General features: G+C 67.8%; 17 protein-coding genes. All 17 read right to left on the bottom strand.

Translation table 11 applies throughout. The annotated features are described in order from the left end of the window. Entirely contained in the window at nt 1-1,254 is a 1,254-nt protein-coding gene (locus ACIPVN_RS00415) for a hypothetical protein (RefSeq protein WP_400438105.1), read from the bottom strand. A 66-nt stretch (nt 1,255-1,320) separates the two neighbouring features. Next, entirely contained in the window at nt 1,321-4,839 is a 3,519-nt protein-coding gene (gene dnaE / locus ACIPVN_RS00410) for a DNA polymerase III subunit alpha (RefSeq protein WP_400438103.1), read from the bottom strand. 55 nt (nt 4,840-4,894) lie between these two features. Beyond that, nucleotides 4,895-5,470 (bottom strand): GNAT family N-acetyltransferase, encoded by a 576-nt coding sequence (locus ACIPVN_RS00405; RefSeq protein ID WP_400438101.1) that lies wholly within the window; start codon nt 5,468-5,470, stop codon nt 4,895-4,897. Nucleotides 5,471-5,519: 49 nt separating this feature from the next. Continuing rightward, a complete protein-coding gene (locus tag ACIPVN_RS00400; RefSeq protein ID WP_400438099.1) occupies nt 5,520-6,440 on the bottom strand; it encodes an RluA family pseudouridine synthase in 921 nt (306 codons plus the stop codon). Between the two features lie 2 nt (nt 6,441-6,442). Then, the gene (lspA, locus tag ACIPVN_RS00395) at nt 6,443-7,066 is read right to left on the bottom strand and encodes a signal peptidase II (RefSeq protein ID WP_400438097.1); all 624 of its coding nucleotides are present in this window, start codon (nt 7,064-7,066) and stop codon (nt 6,443-6,445) included. A 10-nt stretch (nt 7,067-7,076) separates the two neighbouring features. Next, a complete protein-coding gene (locus ACIPVN_RS00390; RefSeq protein ID WP_400438095.1) occupies nt 7,077-7,688 on the bottom strand; it encodes a DivIVA domain-containing protein in 612 nt (203 codons plus the stop codon). Nucleotides 7,689-7,840: 152 nt separating this feature from the next. Next, on the bottom strand, nt 7,841-8,137 hold the full coding sequence (locus tag ACIPVN_RS00385; RefSeq protein WP_247622092.1) for a YggT family protein: 297 nt from the start codon (nt 8,135-8,137) through the stop codon (nt 7,841-7,843). 6 nt (nt 8,138-8,143) lie between these two features. Beyond that, nucleotides 8,144-8,614, bottom strand: coding sequence for a cell division protein SepF (locus tag ACIPVN_RS00380; protein WP_247622091.1), 471 nt, complete (start codon nt 8,612-8,614; stop codon nt 8,144-8,146). Between the two features lie 43 nt (nt 8,615-8,657). After that, nucleotides 8,658-9,338 carry a YggS family pyridoxal phosphate-dependent enzyme gene (locus ACIPVN_RS00375; RefSeq protein ID WP_400438092.1) on the bottom strand — a complete coding sequence of 227 codons (681 nt, stop codon included), beginning with the start codon at nt 9,336-9,338 and terminating at the stop codon, nt 8,658-8,660. After that, entirely contained in the window at nt 9,335-10,486 is a 1,152-nt protein-coding gene (gene ftsZ / locus ACIPVN_RS00370; RefSeq protein WP_400438090.1) for a cell division protein FtsZ, read from the bottom strand. The genes ACIPVN_RS00375 and ftsZ overlap by 4 nt, the downstream gene beginning before the upstream one ends. A 165-nt stretch (nt 10,487-10,651) precedes the next feature. Next, entirely contained in the window at nt 10,652-11,443 is a 792-nt protein-coding gene (locus tag ACIPVN_RS00365; RefSeq protein WP_400438088.1) for an FtsQ-type POTRA domain-containing protein, read from the bottom strand. Nucleotides 11,444-11,614: 171 nt separating this feature from the next. Then, nucleotides 11,615-13,015: a UDP-N-acetylmuramate--L-alanine ligase gene (murC, locus tag ACIPVN_RS00360; protein ID WP_400438086.1), complete on the bottom strand. Its 1,401-nt coding sequence runs from the start codon at nt 13,013-13,015 to the stop codon at nt 11,615-11,617. 12 nt (nt 13,016-13,027) lie between these two features. After that, on the bottom strand, nt 13,028-14,107 hold the full coding sequence (locus ACIPVN_RS00355; protein ID WP_400438084.1) for a UDP-N-acetylglucosamine--N-acetylmuramyl-(pentapeptide) pyrophosphoryl-undecaprenol N-acetylglucosamine transferase: 1,080 nt from the start codon (nt 14,105-14,107) through the stop codon (nt 13,028-13,030). Next, nucleotides 14,104-15,345, bottom strand: a complete 1,242-nt coding sequence (ftsW, locus tag ACIPVN_RS00350) for a putative lipid II flippase FtsW (RefSeq protein ID WP_400438082.1) — start codon at nt 15,343-15,345, stop codon at nt 14,104-14,106. Before ftsW ends, ACIPVN_RS00355 begins: the two co-directional genes overlap by 4 nt. Then, the gene (gene murD / locus ACIPVN_RS00345; protein ID WP_400438080.1) at nt 15,314-16,852 is read right to left on the bottom strand and encodes a UDP-N-acetylmuramoyl-L-alanine--D-glutamate ligase; all 1,539 of its coding nucleotides are present in this window, start codon (nt 16,850-16,852) and stop codon (nt 15,314-15,316) included. Before murD ends, ftsW begins: the two co-directional genes overlap by 32 nt. Continuing rightward, nucleotides 16,842-17,954, bottom strand: a complete 1,113-nt coding sequence (mraY, locus tag ACIPVN_RS00340) for a phospho-N-acetylmuramoyl-pentapeptide-transferase (protein ID WP_247956414.1) — start codon at nt 17,952-17,954, stop codon at nt 16,842-16,844. Before mraY ends, murD begins: the two co-directional genes overlap by 11 nt. After that, nucleotides 17,951-19,363, bottom strand: a complete 1,413-nt coding sequence (gene murF / locus ACIPVN_RS00335; protein WP_400438078.1) for a UDP-N-acetylmuramoyl-tripeptide--D-alanyl-D-alanine ligase — start codon at nt 19,361-19,363, stop codon at nt 17,951-17,953. Before murF ends, mraY begins: the two co-directional genes overlap by 4 nt.

The following is a 19,363-nucleotide window of genomic DNA, read 5'->3' as shown; positions in this document are numbered from 1 at the left end:
TCAGCCCTTCGTGATGCCGGAGATGTCGTGGAGGTACCCGATTCGGCCGTCGTCGTGCCGCACGACGAAAGCGCCACCGCGGTCCTCGATCACGAGGGCCCAGGCCTGCGGGCCGATGCGGAAGATCGCCTCGCCACGCTCATCGTGTACGTCGCGCTCGGACGGAGCGAGGATCCAGAAGGGCTGCGGCGCCTGTGCGGGCTCCCGGGGCTGCGTGGCCTCGGGATCCGTGACGACGGACTCGCCGCCGAACACATCGGTCGGGTGCTCCGCTCCCGTACTGGCGGGAGCAGGCACCGGCTCGGCGACCTCGTCGAGGAAGGACTCGATCTCGCCGGTATCGGAGATGATCTCGGGGGCACGGGAGCGACGGGAGTAGGACGGGGTGTATTCCTCCTCGGCGACCGCGTCCTCGGTGCCGGTTCCTCCGCCCGACGCGTGCGCGGCCAGCGGCACCTGTCGGGGCAGATCGAAGCGTGCGATCTCGTCGGTCGCGTAGCCGTCGGCGGCGTCGGTGTCGAAAGCGGGACGTCGGGTGGTCGGCGGCTCTGCGCCGTCCCAGGACCCGCCGGGAGCCGTCATCGAATCATGTGCGACCGACTCGTTCGCATCCGTCTCGGGCGCGAACGTATCGGGCGCGGCGGCGACCTCCGCCTCGGCGGGGGTGGGGTGCTCGGACCGTGGGCGCGCGATCACCGGGCGTACCGGATTCGCGTTACGGTGCGCGAGCGTGACGAGTCGGCCGTGGAAGTCTTCCTTCAGCCCCGGGATGATCGGCGCGAAGACCGTCAGCGCGACCAGCGCGAGGGAAGCGAGAAGCTGCACGATGCCGGCCCAATTGAGGGTCCAGACACCGAACTCGATCGCCGCGGCGATCGACGACCACAGCGCGCTGATCCACGTCACGGCCGAGACGGAGAAGGCGACCGATGCGAACTGATCGATCCCGAGGGAACCGACTCGGCGGATACCGTCGGGCGAGAACCGCCGCAGCACGAGCAGGAACACGGCTGCCGTCGGCACTCCGATCGGCAGGATCCACTGGATGCCCGCTCCCCAGATGGATGCACCGGCGGTCAGCGGGAAGAAGGAGACGACGAAGGCGATGAGCCAGACGCCGACGATCGAGAGCTCCCGGAGGGTGAACCCGAGGATGCCGAACTCCGGCGTGACCTCTTCGTCGTACAGGACGCCGTCATCGTCGAGGAACGCCTCGTTCTCGGCATCCGCGTTGTCGGGGATATCGGTACTCATGGGTCTTCCTTTCGTCACGACGCGCAGAGGGGGAGGCGCGTTCCGACGCGTCCTGATACTACCCGCTCAACCCAGGCAGCCCGGTCCGAGGAGCGACTTGAGGTCACCGAACAGATCGGCGGAGACCTTCACGGGCATGGGCACTTCGAACACCTTCGCCGTACCGCCTCGATGCACGCGCAGGACGACCTCGGTCTCACCCGAGTGACGCCGGAGCACGTCGGCGAGCTCGTGCATCACCCGCTCCGTGGCACGCTGCTCGGCGAGCACGAGGGCGAGCGGCCCTGCGGCGTCGAACGACCCGACGTCCGGGGCGAATGCGGACTGCGCATGGAGGTTGAGCCCGTCGTCACGTCGTGAGACACGACCGCGCACGGCCAGGATCGAGTCCTGCTGGAGGACGTGCTGGAACTCGGTGTACGTCTTTCCCATGAACATCACGGTGACCTCGCCGTTGAAGTCCTCGACGGTGATCATGCCGTACGGGTTCCCGCTCGCCTTCGCCACGCGATGCTGAACGCTCGTCACGAGACCCGCGACGGTGACCTGGTCACCGTCCTGGAGGTCCTCGGAGTTGTTGAGGTCGTGGATCGAGATGGAGGCGTGCTTCGCGAGCGGGACCTCGAGTCCGGCCAGCGGATGATCGGAGACGTAGAGACCCAACATCTCCCGCTCGAACGCGAGTTTGTCTTTCTTGATCCACTCGGGGCGCGCCGGGACCTTCGCCGGCGCGGCCTCCTCCATACCGTCGTACAGACTGTCGAAGTCGAAGCCGATCGCCCCCTGGGCTTCGTTCCGTTTGCGGTCGACGGCCGCCTCGACGGCGTCCTCATGGATCTCGACGAGCGCACGACGGGAGTCGCCCATCGTGTCGAACGCGCCCGCCTTGATGAGGGACTCGACCGTGCGCTTGTTCGCGACGTGCAGCGGCACCTTGTCGAGGAAGTGGTGGAACGAGGTGAAACGCCCATCCTTCCGAGCCTGCACGATGCCCTCGACGACGTTGCTGCCGACGTTGCGCACGGCACCGAGCCCGAAGCGGATGTCGTCGCCGACGGCCGCGAAGTAGTTGATCGACTCCGACACATCGGGCGGCAGCACCTTGATGCCCATTCGGCGGCACTCGTTGAGATAGAGAGCCATCTTGTCCTTCGAGTCGCCGACGCTGGTGAGCAGCGCAGCCATGTACTCGGCCGGATAATGCGCCTTCAGGTAAGCGGTCCAGTACGACACGACTCCGTAGGCGGCGGAATGCGCTTTGTTGAAGGCGTAGTCGGAGAACGGGAGCAGGATCTCCCAGAGCGCGTTGACCGCCCCGTCGGAGTATCCGTTGGCGTGCATGCCCGCCTGGAAGCCCGCGAACTGCTTGTCGAGCTCGGACTTCTTCTTCTTACCCATCGCGCGCCGCAGGATGTCTGCCTGACCGAGCGAGAACCCGGCGACGCGCTGGGCGATGGCCATCACCTGCTCCTGGTAGATGATCAGGCCGTAGGACTCCTCGAGGATGTCGGCCAGCGACTCCGTGAACTCGGCATGGATCGGGGTGATCGCCTGCTGGCCGTTCTTTCGCAGCGCGTAGTTGGTGTGCGAGTTCGCTCCCATGGGCCCCGGGCGGTAGAGCGCGATGAGGGCCGAGATATCACCGAAGTTGTCGGGCTTCATCAATCGCATGAGCGAGCGCATCGGACCGCCGTCGAGCTGGAAGACGCCGAGCGACTCTCCGCGACCCAGGAGATCGTAGGCGCCGCGGTCGTCGAGCGCGAGGTGCTCGAGGTCGAGCTCCTCTCCCCTGTTCGTGCGGATGTTGTCGAGCGCATCGGAGATGATCGTGAGGTTGCGCAGCCCCAGGAAGTCCATCTTGATCAGGCCGAGCGACTCGCACGACGGGTAGTCGAACTGCGTGACGATCTGGCCGTCCTGTTCGCGGCGCATGATCGGGATGATGTCGAGCAGGGGGTCGGACGACATGATGACACCGGCCGCGTGCACACCCCACTGGCGCTTGAGCCCCTCGAGACCGAGCGCTCGGTCGAAGACCGTCTTCGCCTCGGGATCGGTGTCGATCAGCGCACGGAACTCGCTCGCCTCTTTGTACCGGGGGTGGGCCGAGTCGAACATTCCGTCGAGGGGCATGTCCTTGCCCATCACGGGCGGCGGCATCGCCTTGGTCAGACGCTCGCCCATGCTGAACGGGAACCCGAGCACGCGTCCCGCATCCTTGAGCGCCTGCTTGGACTTGATCGTGCCGTACGTGACGATCTGCGCGACGCGTTCCGAGCCGTACTTCTTGGTCACGTACTCGATGACCTCACCACGGCGACGGTCATCGAAGTCGACGTCGAAGTCCGGCATCGAGACACGATCGGGGTTGAGGAAGCGCTCGAAGATCAGGCCGTGCTCGAGAGGGTCGAGATCGGTGATCTTCATCGCGTACGCGACCATGGATCCCGCACCGGAACCACGCCCCGGACCGACCCGGATGCCGTTGTCCTTCGCCCAGTTGATGAAGTCGGCGACGACGAGGAAGTACCCAGGGAAGCCCATCTGGAGGATGATCCCGGTCTCGTACTCGGCCTGCTTGCGCACCTTGTCGGGGATGCCGCCCGGGTAGCGGTAATGGAGCCCGGCCTCGACCTCTTTGACGAGCCAGCTGTCCTCGGTCTCGCCGTCAGGCACGGGGAACCGCGGCATGTAGTTCGCCGCGGTGTTGAACTCGACCTCGCAACGCTCGGCGATCAGGAGCGTGTTGTCGCACGCCTCGGGGTGGTCCCGGAACAGCTGACGCATCTCTGCCGCGGTCTTGATGTAGTAGCCGTCGCCGTCGAACTTGAAGCGGTTGGGGTCGTCGAGGGTCGATCCCGACTGCACGCACAGGAGGGCCTCATGCGCATCGGCTTCGTGCTGGTGGGTGTAGTGCGAGTCGTTCGTCGCGACCAGCGGGATGTGGAGGTCCTTCGCCAGACGCAGCAGGTCGGTCATCACCCGGCGCTCGATGGAGAGCCCGTGATCCATGATCTCGGCGAAGTAGTTCTCCTTGCCGAAGATGTCCTGGAACTCGGCGGCCGCCGCACGTGCCGCGTCGTACTGCCCGAGGCGTAGTCGCGTCTGCACCTCGCCCGAGGGGCATCCGGTCGTCGCGATCAGCCCCTTGCCATACGTCTGAAGCAACTCTCGGTCCATACGGGGCTTGAAGTAGTAGCCCTCCATGCTCGAGCGGGAGCTGATGCGGAAGAGGTTGTGCATGCCCTCGGTGCTCTGGCTCCACATCGTCATGTGGGTGTAGGCGCCCGAACCCGACACGTCGTCGCTCTTCTGGTCGGGCGATCCCCACTGCACGCGCGTCTTGTCGCTGCGGTGCGTTCCCGGCGTCATGTACGCCTCGAGCCCGATGATCGGCTTGACCCCCGCATTGCGCGCCGCGTTGTAGAACTCGAAGGCAGCGAAGGTGTTGCCGTGATCGGTGACGGCGATCGCCGGCATGCCGTATTCCGCGGCCGCCTGGGTCATCGCGTTGATCTTCGCCGCCCCGTCGAGCATCGAGTACTCGCTGTGCACGTGCAGGTGGACGAAGGAGTCGGATGCCATGATTCGAGTCTACTTTCGGCACCCGACATCGGGCCGCCGATCGGGCCCGCGGATGTCAGCCCCTCAGGTCGAGCCGCATCAGTACGCGCGGGAATCCGCCCAGACGCGAGGTCGTCTCGGCCGACCTCTCGAAGCCCGCCCGCTCGAACAGCGCGCGCGTGCCGACGTACGCCATCGTCGGGTCGACCCGCTCCCCCGCGTTGTCGACCGGGTAGGCCTCGATCGCGGGCGCCCCCTGGGCACGCGCGAAAGCGACCGCCCCGTCGACCAGGGCGTGCGAGATGCCCTGCTTGCGATGCCCCGGGCGCACGCGGATGCACCACAACGACCAGACGTCGATGTCATCGATGTGCGGGATCCTGCGACTGGTGGCGAAACTCGTGTCGCGTCGAGGGTGCACCGCCGCCCAGCCGACCGGCTCGTCGTGGAGGTAGGCGATCACCCCGGGCGGCGGTCTCTCGGCGCAGAGCCCGCGCACGCGGGTAGCGCGCTCCTCGCCGCGGAGCTCCTGGTTCTCGGCGTTACCGATCCGATAACTCAGGCAGAAACAGACGTTCGAGGTCGGCTTCTTCGGGCCGACCAGTGTGGCGACGTCGGCGAAGACCGTGGCGGGTCGAACCTCGATGTCCATGCGATCAGTATCGCCCCGGCATCCGACATCCCGCCGGAGCGGCGAGGGATCACTCGCCGCGGAGCACCGCCAGAGCGTGCTGGAAATCGGTCGGATACGGAGACTCGAACTGCACCCAATCGCCGGTCGCCGGATGCGAGAACGCGAGCTGATGCGCGTGCAGCCACTGCCGCGTGAGACCGAGGCGGGCCGACAGCGTGGGGTCGGCGCCGTAGAGAGGATCACCGACGCACGGATGCCGATGCGCTGCCATGTGAACGCGGATCTGGTGAGTGCGTCCGGTCTCGAGATGGATCTCGAGAAGCGACGCACCGGGGAACGCCTCGAGCGTCTCGTAATGGGTGACGGAGGGCTTGCCGTCGGGGGTGACCGCGAACTTCCAGGAGTGGTTCGGGTGCCGACCGATCGGCGCATCGATCGTGCCCGCGAGCGGGTCGGGATGCCCCTGGACCACCGCGTGATAGATCTTCTCGACCGTGCGCTCCTTGAAGGCGCGCTTGAGGTTCGTGTAGGCGGTCTCGGTCTTGGCGACGACCATCAGGCCGCTCGTGCCGACGTCGAGCCGGTGCACCACGCCCTGACGCTCGGGCGCGCCGCTGGTCGCGACTCGGAACCCGGCGGCCGCCAGCGCACCGACCACCGTCGGCCCTTCCCAACCGATGGAGGGATGGGCCGCGACACCGGTCGGCTTGTCGACCACGACGATGTCGTCGTCGTCGAAGACGATTCCGAGTTCTGGCACGGCGATCGGAACGATCTTCGGCCCTTCCTTGGGCTGCCACTCGACCTCGAGCCAGCCTCCACCGCGCAGCCTGTCGGACTTGTCGAGCGTCACGCCGTCGAGGCGCACGCCGCCGGACGCCGCGACATCCGCCGCGAAGGTTCGCGAGAAGCCGAGCATCTTGGCGAGAGCGGCGTCGACCCGCGCGCCCTCGAGGCCGTCGGGCACCGGCAGTGAGCGCGACTCCACGATCAGCGCTCGTCGTCGGCCGGCGCCGCCGGTCGTCGGACGTCGTCGCGTGTCGCGAACTCCTGTTCCGCTGCCGCGGCCTCCGCCTCTTCCTCCGTCTCGACGGGGGCGTGATCCCGCTCGCGGGAGCCGTCGAAACGCAGCCCGAAGACGACGAGCAGTGCGACCGAGATCATGCCGCACACGATGAAGATGTCGGCGATGTTGAAGATCGCGGGCATCATCCACGGCATCGAGATCATGTCGACCACGTGTCCCACGGGGAAGCCGGGGTCGCGGAAGAGACGATCTCCGAGGTTGCCGAGCACACCGCCGAGCAGCGCGCCGAGCACGACGGCCCAGAGTCGCGAGCGCAGACCGAATGCCTTCCAGACGATGACACCGGCGACGACCGCGAGAGCGATCGTGAAGATCCATGTGACGTCCGAACCGAGCGAGAACGCCGCTCCGGGATTTCGGACGTAGTACAGCTGGAGGAACTCACCGAGGACGGGAACCGGCTCCTGGTAGGGAAGGTTCTCGGTGGTGAGGTACTTCACAAACTGATCGGCGGCCAGCACGAGCGCTGCGAGAATCGCAACGATCGCACCGGCCGCCGACCGACGAAGGGGAAGGCGTGGGCTCAAGACCTACGACCTACAGTCCGATCGCGGAGACGGGCGTCGAGTCCGTGGAAGCCGACTTCTCGTCGAGGTCGCGGAGCTGACCCTCGATGTAGCCGCGCAGCTGCGAGCGGTAATCGCGCTCGAAGTTGCGGAGCTCGGTGATCCGGGCTTCGAGCGTGTTGCGCTCGCGCTCGAGACGGGCCGACTCCTCGCGCTGCTTCGCCTCCGCCTCGGTGCGGATGCGGGCCACCTCGGTCTCGGCGTCGGCGATGAGCTGGTTGCGCTTCGCTTCACCCTCGGCGACGTGCTCGTCGTGCAGACGCTGTGCGAGCTCGATGATTCCAGCGGTCGCCGTGGCGGAGCCGGAGGGAGCGGACTCCGCGGGAGCCTCGGCGACGGGGGCCGGAGCTGCAGGCGCGGGGGCCTCGGCGACCGGGGCGGCCGCAGCCGGCTCGGCGTCGGGGGTGGCCCCCGACTCGTAGGCGGCCAGCTTGGCCTTCAGTTCGACGTTCTCCTCGAGGGCCTTGCGCCACTCGATGACGATCTCGTCGAGGAAGTCGTCCACCTCGTCCGGGTCGAAGCCGTCCTTGAAGCGAACGTGCTGGAACTGCTTGGTGACGACGTCATCCGGGGTAAGTGCCATGATGGCTCCTCTTTCGGTGAGTTCGGTTGCCAGTTTCGATATGGCGTGGTCGTGATCTGGCGCGAACCCGGGGCGCGCACCTGGGAGCCAGCATAGCCCCCGCACCTTGGCGCCGCGATGTCACGACACCCAGGAGGGAGAACTGGCAGGGGTCAGATGAAGAGTCTGACGATGTTCATCAGGATCAACACGATGAGCATCGTCAGGGCGAAGCCGAAATCCAACGACAGCGTGCCGATACGCAGGGGCGGGATGATCCGCCGGAAGAACCGGATGGGCGGATCGGTCACCGTGTAGGCGGCTTCGGCGACGACCAGGCCGAAGCCCTTGGGACGCCATTCCCTGTTGAACAAAGGGATGTAGTCGAGGATCAGCCTCGCGAAGAGGACGAAGATGTACAGCAGCAGCACCAGATGGATGATGCTCGCGGCGATCGAGACCAGCTGCACGGCTTACTACTGATCGAAGCCCGCGGACTCCGCGTCCGCGTGCGCGATACCCCCCTGGCCCGAGACCGCGATGTTCTCCGGCGAGAGCAGGAAGACCTTCGAGGTCACGCGCTCGATACGACCGTAGAGGCCGAGGGAGAGACCGCTGGCGAAGTCGATGAGACGGCGGGCGTCTGCATCGCTCATCTGGGACAGGTTGATGATGACCGGAACACCCTCGCGGAAGCTCTCGGCGATCAGCTGAGCGTCACGGTACTGCTTGGGGTGGACCGTGAGGATCTCGTTCACGGCACCCACCGACGGCTGACGGACGGCGACGGGGCGGCGCAACGGAGTGACAGGAGCCGGTGCCGGCTCTTCGCGGTCGCGGTCGCGCTCGCGGTGAGCGCGAGCGGGTGCCTGCTGCTCTTCTTCATAGGCTTCTTCCTCATCGGCGAGGCCCAGGTACACCATGGTCTTCTTCAGCGGGTTACCCATCGTGTCCTCCGGTTCGAACGATACGGGTTGGTCTTTGTAGAGGTTAACCCCGGTCGGGGCGGGGGCCGGTGATTGCCGACCCGATCCGAAGGTGTGTCGCGCCCGCGGCGATGGCCTCGCCGAAGTCGCCGGTCATCCCCGCGGAGATCCACGTGGCGTCGGGAGCGACACCGCGCACCTCGTCGGCGACACGGTGCAGACGCGCGAAAGCGGATGCCGGCTCCTCGTCGAGAGGTGCGACGGCCATGACCCCGCGCAGCCGAAGGGATGGGAGCGCGAGGACGTGCTCGGCAAGAGTCGCGGCCTCCGCGGGCTGCACGCCTCCGCGCGCGGCGTCGGGCGTGAGGTTGACCTGGACGAGCACGTCGAGAACACTGTCGTCCTCGGCTGCGCGATGCAGCGAGTCGGCGAGGCGCACGCGATCCACGGAGTGGACGATGTCGGCGCTGCGACGGATCGCCGCCGCCTTGTTCGTCTGCGCCTGACCGATGAAGTGCCACGTGAGGTCCAACGCCTCGAGCTCGTCGCGCTTCGCGGACAGTTCCTGCTGCCGGTTCTCCCCGACCTCTCGCACCCCGAGAGCGCTGAGCTCGCGCACGAGCTCAGCGGGATGGAACTTCGTCACGACGATGCGGGTGATCTCCACCGCGTCCCGCCCGGCCCGGCGCGCGGCGTCGGCGATCTGCTCGTCGATCGCCGACAGCCGCGCTCCGAGGTCGGTCACTTCAGGAATTCGGGGATGTCGATGTCGTCGTCGGCGAACGCAGGCTCGATGCTGGTCGTGTGCGTGCGCTGCGGAGCCGCGGCTGGCGCGGTCTCGGTCTCGTCCTCGGCCGCTGCATCCTTGTCCTCCGGGAGCGCGACCTCCGGCAGCGTCGCGGTCGCGGGACGAGACACGACCATCGGGTCGAGTCTCAGCGAGGGCTCTCCGCCGTCGAAGCCTGCGGCGATGACCGTGACGCGCACCTCGTCACCGAGGGTGTCGTCGATGACGGTACCGAAGATGATGTTCGCCTCGGGGTGCGCCGCTTCCTTGACGAGGTCCGCGGCGTCGTGGATCTCGAAGATGCCCAGGTTGGAGCCACCCTGGATCGACAGCAGCACACCGTGCGCGCCCTCGATGGATGCCTCCAGCAGCGGCGACTCGACGGCGAGCTCGGCGGCCTTGATCGCACGATCGGCGCCTCGAGCGGACCCGATGCCCATGAGCGCGGAGCCCGCGCCCTGCATGACGGACTTCACGTCGGCGAAGTCGAGGTTGATGAGACCCGGCGTGGTGATGAGGTCGGTGATGCCCTGCACACCGGCGAGGAGAACCTGATCGGCCGTCGCGAACGCCTCGATCATCGAGATCCCGCGGTCGCTGATCTCGAGAAGACGGTCGTTCGGCACCACGATGAGGGTGTCGACCTCTTCCTTGAGCTTCGCGACACCGGCCTCGGCCTGGCTCTGGCGGCGGCGTCCCTCGAACGAGAACGGCTTGGTGACGACACCGATGGTGAGAGCGCCGATCGACTTGGCGATGCGCGCGACGACCGGAGCGCCACCCGTTCCGGTGCCGCCTCCCTCGCCCGCGGTGACGAAGACCATGTCGGCACCGGTGAGGGCCTGCTCGATCTCCTCCGCGTGATCCTCGGCGGCACGGCGGCCGACCTCGGGGTCGGCACCGGCGCCGAGTCCGCGAGTGAGCTCGCGGCCGACGTCGAGCTTGACGTCGGCGTCGCTCATGAGCAGCGCCTGCGCGTCGGTGTTCACAGCGATGAACTCGACTCCGCGGAGACCGAGGTCGATCATGCGGTTGACGGCGTTGACGCCGCCACCGCCGACGCCGACGACCTTGATCACGGCGAGGTAGTTCTGGTTCTGGCTCATGGCCGGCCTCCGAGTTTTTCGAGCCTGGATCGGGCTAAACCTTAAACCTCAAGTAGAGGTGTAAAGTATTTCCCGGTATTGCGTTCTCTTGATCGAAGGTATGCGCCGCATCGGCATGCGCGCGCAACGGGATGGGCGTGTCGCGCGTTTCCTCGCGAAATGTCGTCAGCCGACGACGGCGGCGTTCGGGGAGGAGACGTCGATCGTTCCCGCGCCGGGGTTCGCGGCGAGTGCCCGCGCGAGCACGACGCCCTTCGTGGCCGACTCGTCTTCGCTCCCCCACACCACGGTCAGTCCGCTGCTCAACGTCAACGTCACGTCATCCGCGGTGGTCGCCCGCACACCCGTCAGTTGTCCGCGGACGTCCGCCGGGAGCGAGCGCACGACGAGGCCGGCGCTTTCGAAAGCAGTCGAATCCGTGCCGCCCGCGATGTCGAGGAGGGGCTGCCCTTCCGGCTGGTCCGTCGTGGTCGCGAGCGCGACACCCGCCGCGTCGACGAGCGTGTACCCGGCATCCGAACGGAGCACGCCCACCGGGGTGCGCTCGACGATGCGCACCGTCAGATCGTGCGGCGGGCGAGCCTCGAGCGCGTAGGTCTCGATGAGCGGGAAGCCGATGAGCGCCGCTTTGATCTCACTGCTGTCGACGAGTGCGAGCGGCGTGCCGATCTGGTCGCCGAGCGCCGACTCGATGGCAGCGGGGTCCAGGGTGGTGGCACCGACGATCGTGATCTTCTCGACGGCGAAGAGCGGGCTGTAGGCGGCCGCGACGCTGCCACCCACCAGCAGGAGGAGGGCGCCGACGAGGCTCCACCCCACGATGCGTCGCCGACGGGAACGCTGGGTGAAGCGGCGGATCTCCGCCCGCAGCGCCTTGCGACGAGCGCGGGCCGCGCGCCAGACGTCGTGCGTGGACGTCGGCGTATCGCCGAATGCATCGGTCGGCGCATCGCTCAACGCATCCGCTCCTGCTTCTCCGCCGGGATCGGCGCCCTCCGGCGTCGTCTCCGCGTCGATCGGTTCAGCCTCTCGCGGCGCGCGAGGTCGTGACCTCGGCGTCGACGGGCTCGCGCCGTCACCCGGTTCCTTCGGCCGATCGGTCGGAAGCGGAGCTGGACGACGCACCTGCTACGCCCCGTCGGTCCGGCTCAGCGCCTCCAGCACCTGAGGGATCATCTGGTAGACGTTCCCGCAGCCGAGGGTCACCACGACGTCGCCGTCGCGCGCGACCGTCGCGGTGTAATCCGACGCCTGCTGCCAATCGGCGACGAAGTGCACGTGCGAGGGATCACGGAACGCGCCGCTCACGAGTTCGCCCGTGACTCCGGGCACCGGATCCTCCCGCGCGCCGTAGACGTCGAGCATCACCGTGTGGTCGGCGTACGTCTCGAGCACGTCGGCGAACTCCTGGTACATGTGCTGGGTGCGCGAGTACGTGTGGGGCTGCTGGATCGCGATCAGCCGGCCGGATCCGGCGATGCCGCGCATCGCCTCGAGCGCCGCTCGGACTTCCGTCGGGTGATGCGCGTAGTCGTCGTAGACGCTCACGCCCCGGGCGATACCGTGCAGCTCCAGGCGACGAACGGTACCGGCGAAACCCTCCATCGCACGGACGGCGTCCACGAATGGATAGCCGAGCGCGCCGAGTACGGCGACCGCCCCGGCCGCGTTGATCGCGTTGTGCACGCCGGGGACGGCGAGCTGCATGCGCACGCTCTCACCGTCGCGCGTGAGCGTGGCGGCGACCCCGCCGGCGGTTTCGATCTCGGTCACACGCAGATCGGCATCCTCGGCCAGGCCGAAGGTGATCACCCGGGGGTGAGAGAGGTCCGCACCCACGCGGAGGGCTCCCGCGTCGTCACTGGAGATCACGACCGCCTCGGACGCACCATCCGCGAATCGGACGAACGCCTCGTGGAACGCCTCCTCCGAGCCGAAGTGGTCGAGGTGGTCGGGGTCGACGTTGGTGATCAGTGCGACCGCCGTGTCGTAGAGCAGGAACGTGCCGTCGGACTCGTCGGCCTCGATCACGAAGAGGTCGCCCGATCCCGTTGCGCTCGACGCCCCGAGTTGCTCGATGACTCCGCCGTTGACGAAGTGCGGGTCCGCTCCGAGATCGCGCAGCGCCGTGACGATCATCCCGGTGGAGCTCGTCTTGCCGTGTGCCCCCGCGACCGAGACCAGTCGACGGTCGCCGATCAGCCAGTGCAACGCCTGGGACCGATGGATGACATGGAGCCCCCGCTCCTTCGCGGTTACGAACTCGGGGTTCTCGGGCCAGATCGCTCCGGTGTGCACGACGGTGTCGGCATCGCCGAGGTGGGCGGCGTCGTGCCCGACGTGCACCGTCGCGCCGGCGGCCGCCAACGCCCGCAGGTTGTCGCTGTCGGCCCGGTCGGATCCCGAGACGCGGATACCCGCGTCGAGGAACATCCGGGCCAGGCCGCTCATGCCCGAACCGCCGATGCCGATGAAGTGCGCGGCGGTGATCGAATCGGGAATCGGCAGGGAGAGGTCAGGTCTGATCATGTCGTGCTCAGTCTACTTCCGGGCGTGCAGGGAACGATCGACGAGGGCGATGACGTTCTCGGTACCGCTGCGCGTTCCCGCCTTCTCCGCGGCGTCGGCCATCTGCGCCAGGCGCACGCGATCCGCCAGCAGGGGCACGACCTCCCGGCGCACGGCGTCACCGTCGAAGGTCGCGTCGTCGAGCAGCCGGGCGGCCCCCGCGGCGACGGCGGATGCTGCGTTCAGTCGCTGCTCGCCATTGCCGACGGAATACGGAACGTACAGCGCGGGGATCCCCAGCGCACTGATCTCGCTGACCGTCGCGGCGCCCGAGCGCGAGACGATGAGATCGGCGAGGGCGAAGGCGAGGTCCATCCGATCGACGTAGCGCCGCATCGCGTAGCGAGGAACCCCGGGGTCCGCGAGGTCGCTGCGTTCGCCGGTGACGTGGAGCAGCTGCCACCCGGCCGCGAGCACGTCGCCCCAGGCGTCCGCGAACGCTTCATTGAGGCGCTGAGCTCCGAGCGATCCACCGAAGACGAGCAGTACGGGAGAATCGGGATCGAGATCGAAGTACCGCGCGGCCTCGACACGGGTCGCCGCACGGTCCAGGTCGATGATCTCGCGACGCAGGGGCATACCGACGACCTCACTGCGGCGCAGCGGTGTTCCCGTGAAAGCGACGCCGACCGCGGCCGCGCCCCGCGCACCGAGCACGTTCGCGAGACCCGGCTTGGCGTTCGCCTCGTGAACCACGAACGGGACGCCCTCACGGCGCGCGGCGACGTAGGCCGGGGCCGAGGCATATCCGCCGAAGCCGACGACTACGTCGACGCCGTGGGCGCGGATGTGACGGCGCACCTGCGCGATCGCGCGGCGGAAGCGCTGCGGGAACCCCAGCGCTTGTCGGTTCGGGCGTCGCGGGAACGGCACCTTGTCGACGATGAGCAGTTCGTAGCCGCGTTCGGGAACCAGACGCGCCTCGAGCCCCTCGGCCGTTCCGAGAACGAGGACGGTGGCGTCGGCGTCACGCGCGACCAGCCCATCGGCGACGGCGAGCAGGGGGTTCACATGACCGGCGGTACCACCGCCGGCGAGAAGGTACGAAGTCACTCCGAGACCCTACCCCGGCGTGCTGCGCGCACCCCGCGAGCTGGGACCCGCGACGCGATCTCCTGCTTCTCGCCGCTCGGGAGCGTGCGGGCGAAGGCGAGAAGTACACCGCATGCCAGGAGCACGGCGAGGAGGGCGGTGCCGCCCTGGGACATGAACGGGAGCGGAACGCCCATCACCGGGAACAGCCCGACGACGACGCCGACGTTGAGGACGGCCTGTCCGACGATCCAGACCGTGATCCCGCCCGCCGCCACGCGGATGAACGGATCGTCCGTCTTGCGGATGACGTGGAATGCGCCGACGGTGAAGAACGTGAAGAGGGCAAGCACGACGATGCATCCGATCAAACCGAGTTCCTCGCCGACGATCGCGAAGATGAAGTCGTTGCCCGGAGCAGGAAGCCAGCCGTACTTCTCCTGCGAGTTGCCGAGTCCGAGACCGAAGATGCCGCCGTTGGCCATCCCCCAGATGCCGTGGATCGACTGATAGCAGTCCGTGTTGTAGAGGGCCATGTCGTCGCAGTTGGCGGTGATGCGCCGCATGCGGTCGGCGCTCGAGAGAGCGTAGGCGAGGACCGCGGCGACACCCAGGATCACCGGGATGATGAACAGTCGCAGCTTGACCCCGGAGAAGAAGAGGCACCCCAGGAGGATGAGGACCAGCACCATCGCGGTACCGAGGTCCTTACCCGCGAGCACCGTGCCGATCGCGAGCGCGCCGACCGGCACCACCGGGATGAAGACGTGGTGCCACGTGCCGAGCATCGCGTGCTTGCGAAGCAGCACGTAGGCGATCCAGAGCGCGAGGGCGAGCTTGAGGAACTCGGAGGGCTGCATCTGGGTTCCGGCGATCTGGATCCAGTTCCGGTTTCCGCCGTCGGCGACGCCGAGCGGGGTGAAGACCAGGAGCTGGAGTGCGACCGCTCCGAACAGAGCCGGCCAGGCGAGCTTCTTGAGGAAGCGCACCGGCAATCGGCTGATCAGGAACATCAGCGGGATGCCGAGGATCGCGAAGATCCCCTGACGCAGTGCGCCGCTCATCGGGTTGGAACCGTTGGCGACGGCGGTGGCGCTCGTCGCCGAGAGCACCATGACGAGCCCGAAGAGAGTGAGGAGGAGAGCGGTCGAGGCGATCAGCAGGAACTCGGTCGACACCGGTGTGAACCGGCGCCCGAGCGAGACCCGAGCGGCGAGACCGCCGGACTCAGAACGCGGAGGGCGAGCCACCTGCGTCATCGGCACTCCCCCGGTCGATCCACGTGCGCACCGCCTCGGCGAAGCGATGGCCACGATCCGCATAACTGGTGAACTGGTCGAAGGATGCCGCCGCCGGGGCCAGCAGAACCGTGCCCTCGCCGTCGACGATCCCCGCCGCGATCTCCACGACACGATTCATGACATCTCCAGTGTCGCCAGCATCCACCTCGAACACCGGCACCGTCGGCGCGTGTCGTTCGAATGCCGCGACGACGGGGGCGCGTTCGACCCCGATCACGACCGCGGCGCGTGCCGTCCCGCCGGAGCTCGCGACGAGATCGGCGATGTCGACGCCCTTCAGATCTCCCCCCACGACCCACACCGAGCCCGGGTAGGCGCGCAGCGAGGAAGCCGCGGCGTGCGGGTTCGTCGCCTTCGAGTCGTCGATCCAGGTGATGCCCGCGTGCGTAGCGATGACCTGGATGCGGTGCGCGTCGAGCCGGAACGACTCGAGGGCCGAGTGGATCGCCTCGGGCTCGACGCCGAGCGAGCGCGCGAGAGCGCTCGCGGCGAGGATGTTCTGCACGATGTGCGGAGCCGCGAGGCCGACCCGCTGCAGGTCGGCGACCGTCGTGATCTCGAGCGCGCTGCGGGCGCGGTCGTCGAGGAAGGCGCGGTCGACGAGCAGGCCCTCGACGACTCCCAGGTCGCTGGGTCCGGGCGTTCCCAGGTCGAAGCCGATCGCGCGGGCTCCGTCGACGACCTCCGCCTCCTCGACCATGCGTCGGGTGGCCTCATCGGCCTTGTTGTAGACGCACGCGACACGGGTGTTGCGATAGACCAGCGCCTTCGCGGCGCGGTACGCCTCGGCGCTGCCGTGCCACACGAGGTGGTCGTCGGCGAGGTTGAGGCAGACGGCGGCGTGCGGGAAGAGTTCGCCCTCCGGCTGCGAGAGCCCGAGATACCAGAGCTGATGGCTGGAGAGCTCGACCACGAAGACGTCGAATCCCGCAGGGTCGCGCACGGCATCGAGCACCGGTACGCCGATGTTGCCGCAGGGCGCGGCGCGTAGCCCGCCTTCGACGAGCAGCGCCGCGGTGAGCTGAGTCGTGGTCGTCTTGCCGTTGGTCCCCGTGATGAGCACCCACTCGGCCGGAGTTCCGTCGTCGCGCACGACCTTGTCGCGCACGCGCCAGGCGAGCTCGATGTCGCCCCACAGGGCGATCCCGGCATCCTGCGTCCACCGGATGATCGGGTGCGCGGGCGCGAAGCCGGGCGACGCGATGACCACCTCGGGATCGAAGTCGGTGAGGGCTGCGGGCACCGTCGCGAGCGATCCGATCTCGAGACGCGCGCCGATCACGGGGACCAGGCGCTCGTACTCCTCGTCGGCGGACTCGCTGAGCACCAGGACGTCGGCGCCGAGCTCGGTGAGGGTGTCGGCGACCGAGAACCCGGTCATCGAGAGTCCGAGGACCGCGACCCTCAGTCCTTTCCAGTCGGCGTTCCAGCTGGTAAGGGTGCGCAGCCGCTCGTCAACCGACACGGGTGAGCCATTCGACGTAGAAGAGCCCGACGGCGGAGACCGCGAGGAGACCCGCGATGATCCACAGTCGGACGACGATGGTCACCTCCGCCCAGCCGCGCATCTCGAGATGGTGGTGGAAGGGACTCATGAGGAACAGACGTTTGCCGCGCGTGAGCTTGAAGTACGCGCGCTGCAGGATCACCGATCCGGAGGACAGCACGAACACGCCTGCGATCACGAAGAGCAGCAGTTCGGTACGGGTCAGGATCGCGAGGGCGGTGATGACGCCACCGATGGCCATGGAACCCACGTCGCCCATGAACACCTTGGCCTTCGGCGCGTTCCACCAGAGGAACCCGATGAGGGCGCCGGCGAAGGACGCGGCGATGATGGCGAGATTGAACGGGTCGCGCACTTCGTAGCAGCCGGCGAGGGCGCCCATGTCGACGCCTTCGCCCACGCAGGGCTGCTTGTACTGCCAGAACGCCATGAGGCTGTAAGCACCGACGACGATGACACCGGCGCCGGCAGCGAGGCCGTCGAGCCCGTCCGTGAGGTTCACACTGTTCGAGGTCGCGACCCCGATCACGGCGATCCAGATGAGGTAGAGGGCCCAGCCCACGATCACACCGAAGGCGAAGAGGTTGAGCCAGGTGATGTCGCGGAACAGCGAGATCGACTCGCTGGCGGGCGTCTGACCGAATTTGTTGGGGAAGTTCAGTGCCACGATCCCGAAGGGGATGATCACGAGGAGTTGGCCGATCACCTTGCGCCAGCCCGAGAGCCCCAGGCTGCGCTGGCTGCGCACCTTCATGTAATCGTCGATGAAGCCGACCGCTCCGAAACCGATCATGAGCCAGATCACGAGGAGGGCCGAGAGCGCGGGCACCGCGCCGCCGACGTACACGCCGGTGAAATACCCGACGATGGTGCCGATGATGAAGATCACACCGCCCATCGTCGGTGTGCCGCGTTTCGCCTCGTGGCTCGGATTCTCGAGCGCTTCGGGGGTACGGATGACCTGCCCCCAGCCCCACTTGCGGAAGAGCCGCAGGAAGACGGGAGTCAGGAAAAGAGTGAAGGCGAGCGAGATCGCCGCCGCCATGATGAGTGACCTCACGAGAACAATTCTCCCAGACGATCGCCGAGATGCCGGAGGCCCACGGAGTTTGACGACTTCACGAGCACGCGATCGCCGTCGCGCAGCTCGGAACGCAGGTATTCGAAGGCGGCTTCCTGATCGGGCAGGTGCACGGCTTCGCTGTCCCACGACCCCTCGCCCACGGCGGAGAGGTAGAGGCGGCGGGCCTCGGGGCCGACGACCACGATGCGGCGGATGTTGAGGCGCACGGCGAGCAGACCGATACGGTCGTGCTCCTCCCCCGCGCTCTCACCGAGCTCGCTCATGGCGCCGAGGACGGCGACGGTGCGTTCGTCGGGGCCGGTGATCTGCGCGAGGGTGCGCAGAGCGGCCGCCATCGAGTCCGGACTCGCGTTGTAGGCGTCGTTGATGATGCGCACGCGCTCGTTGCCGAGGGGCTGCATGCGCCAGCGCTCCGCGATCTCGACGGTCTCGAGTCGAGCGACGGCGTCTTCCGCGGACACGCCGAGGACTCCCGCGGCGGCGATCGCAGCCAGGGCGTTGGTGATGTGGTGCGCGCCGAGTACTCGGAGACCGAGAGGGATGCGGCGTCCCCCGATCTCGATGACGCACCGGGTTCCCGAGGCCGAGACCTCGATGTCGTGCGCACGCACCTCGGCCGCCGGGCTCTGCCCGAATCCGACCACGCGCATCCCCCGGGATTCCGCGAGCTCGCGCATCGCCGCGACGCGCGCGTCGTCGACGTTGAGCACGGCCGTGCCGGTCGTCCTGGCGGCGGCGACGAGTTCGGACTTGGCCTTCGCCGTCTCCTCGATGCCGCCGAACCCGCCGGCATGCGCCATCCCGACCATCAGAACGACCGCGATGTCCGGCTCGACGAGGCCGGCCAGATGCGCGATGCTGCCGGGCGCAGCTGCGCCGAACTCGCTGACGAGGAAACGCGTGGTGTCAGTCACGCGCAACATCGTGACCGGCGCGCCCACCTCGTTGTTGAAGGATTTGACGGGGGCGACGGTCTCCCCTTCGTCCGACAGGATGCGCGCGAGGAAGTTCTTGGTGGTCGTCTTGCCGTTCGAGCCGGTGATCCCGATGATCTTGAGGTCGCCCTTCTCCCGCACTCGGCGCACGACCTCGCGAGCGAGCGCGCCGAGCGCGCCGACGGCATCCGCCACCACGATCTGGCTCACCTCGACGTCGACCGCGTGCTCGACGATCGCGAGCGCGGCCCCGGCCTCGACGGCGGATCCGACGAAGCGATGGCCGTCGGTCTCGGCTCCGGGCTTCGCGACGAAGATCGAACGCGGACCCATGGTGCGGGAATCGGTGTCGACGGTTCCGTCGACGACGGTGCCGGCCGTATCGGTTCCGGCGAGGCGCAGCTCACCGCCGATGGCTTCGGCGATCTCAGCGAGCGACAGGGCGATCAT

Origin of the sequence: Microbacterium sp. NPDC090003 (assembly GCF_044748385.1) — a bacterium.
In the GTDB taxonomy this organism is placed as follows: Bacteria; Actinomycetota; Actinomycetes; order Actinomycetales; family Microbacteriaceae; genus Microbacterium.
The sequence above is the reverse complement of the archived record's forward strand: the minus strand, read 5'-3'. Positions and strand labels throughout refer to the sequence as shown.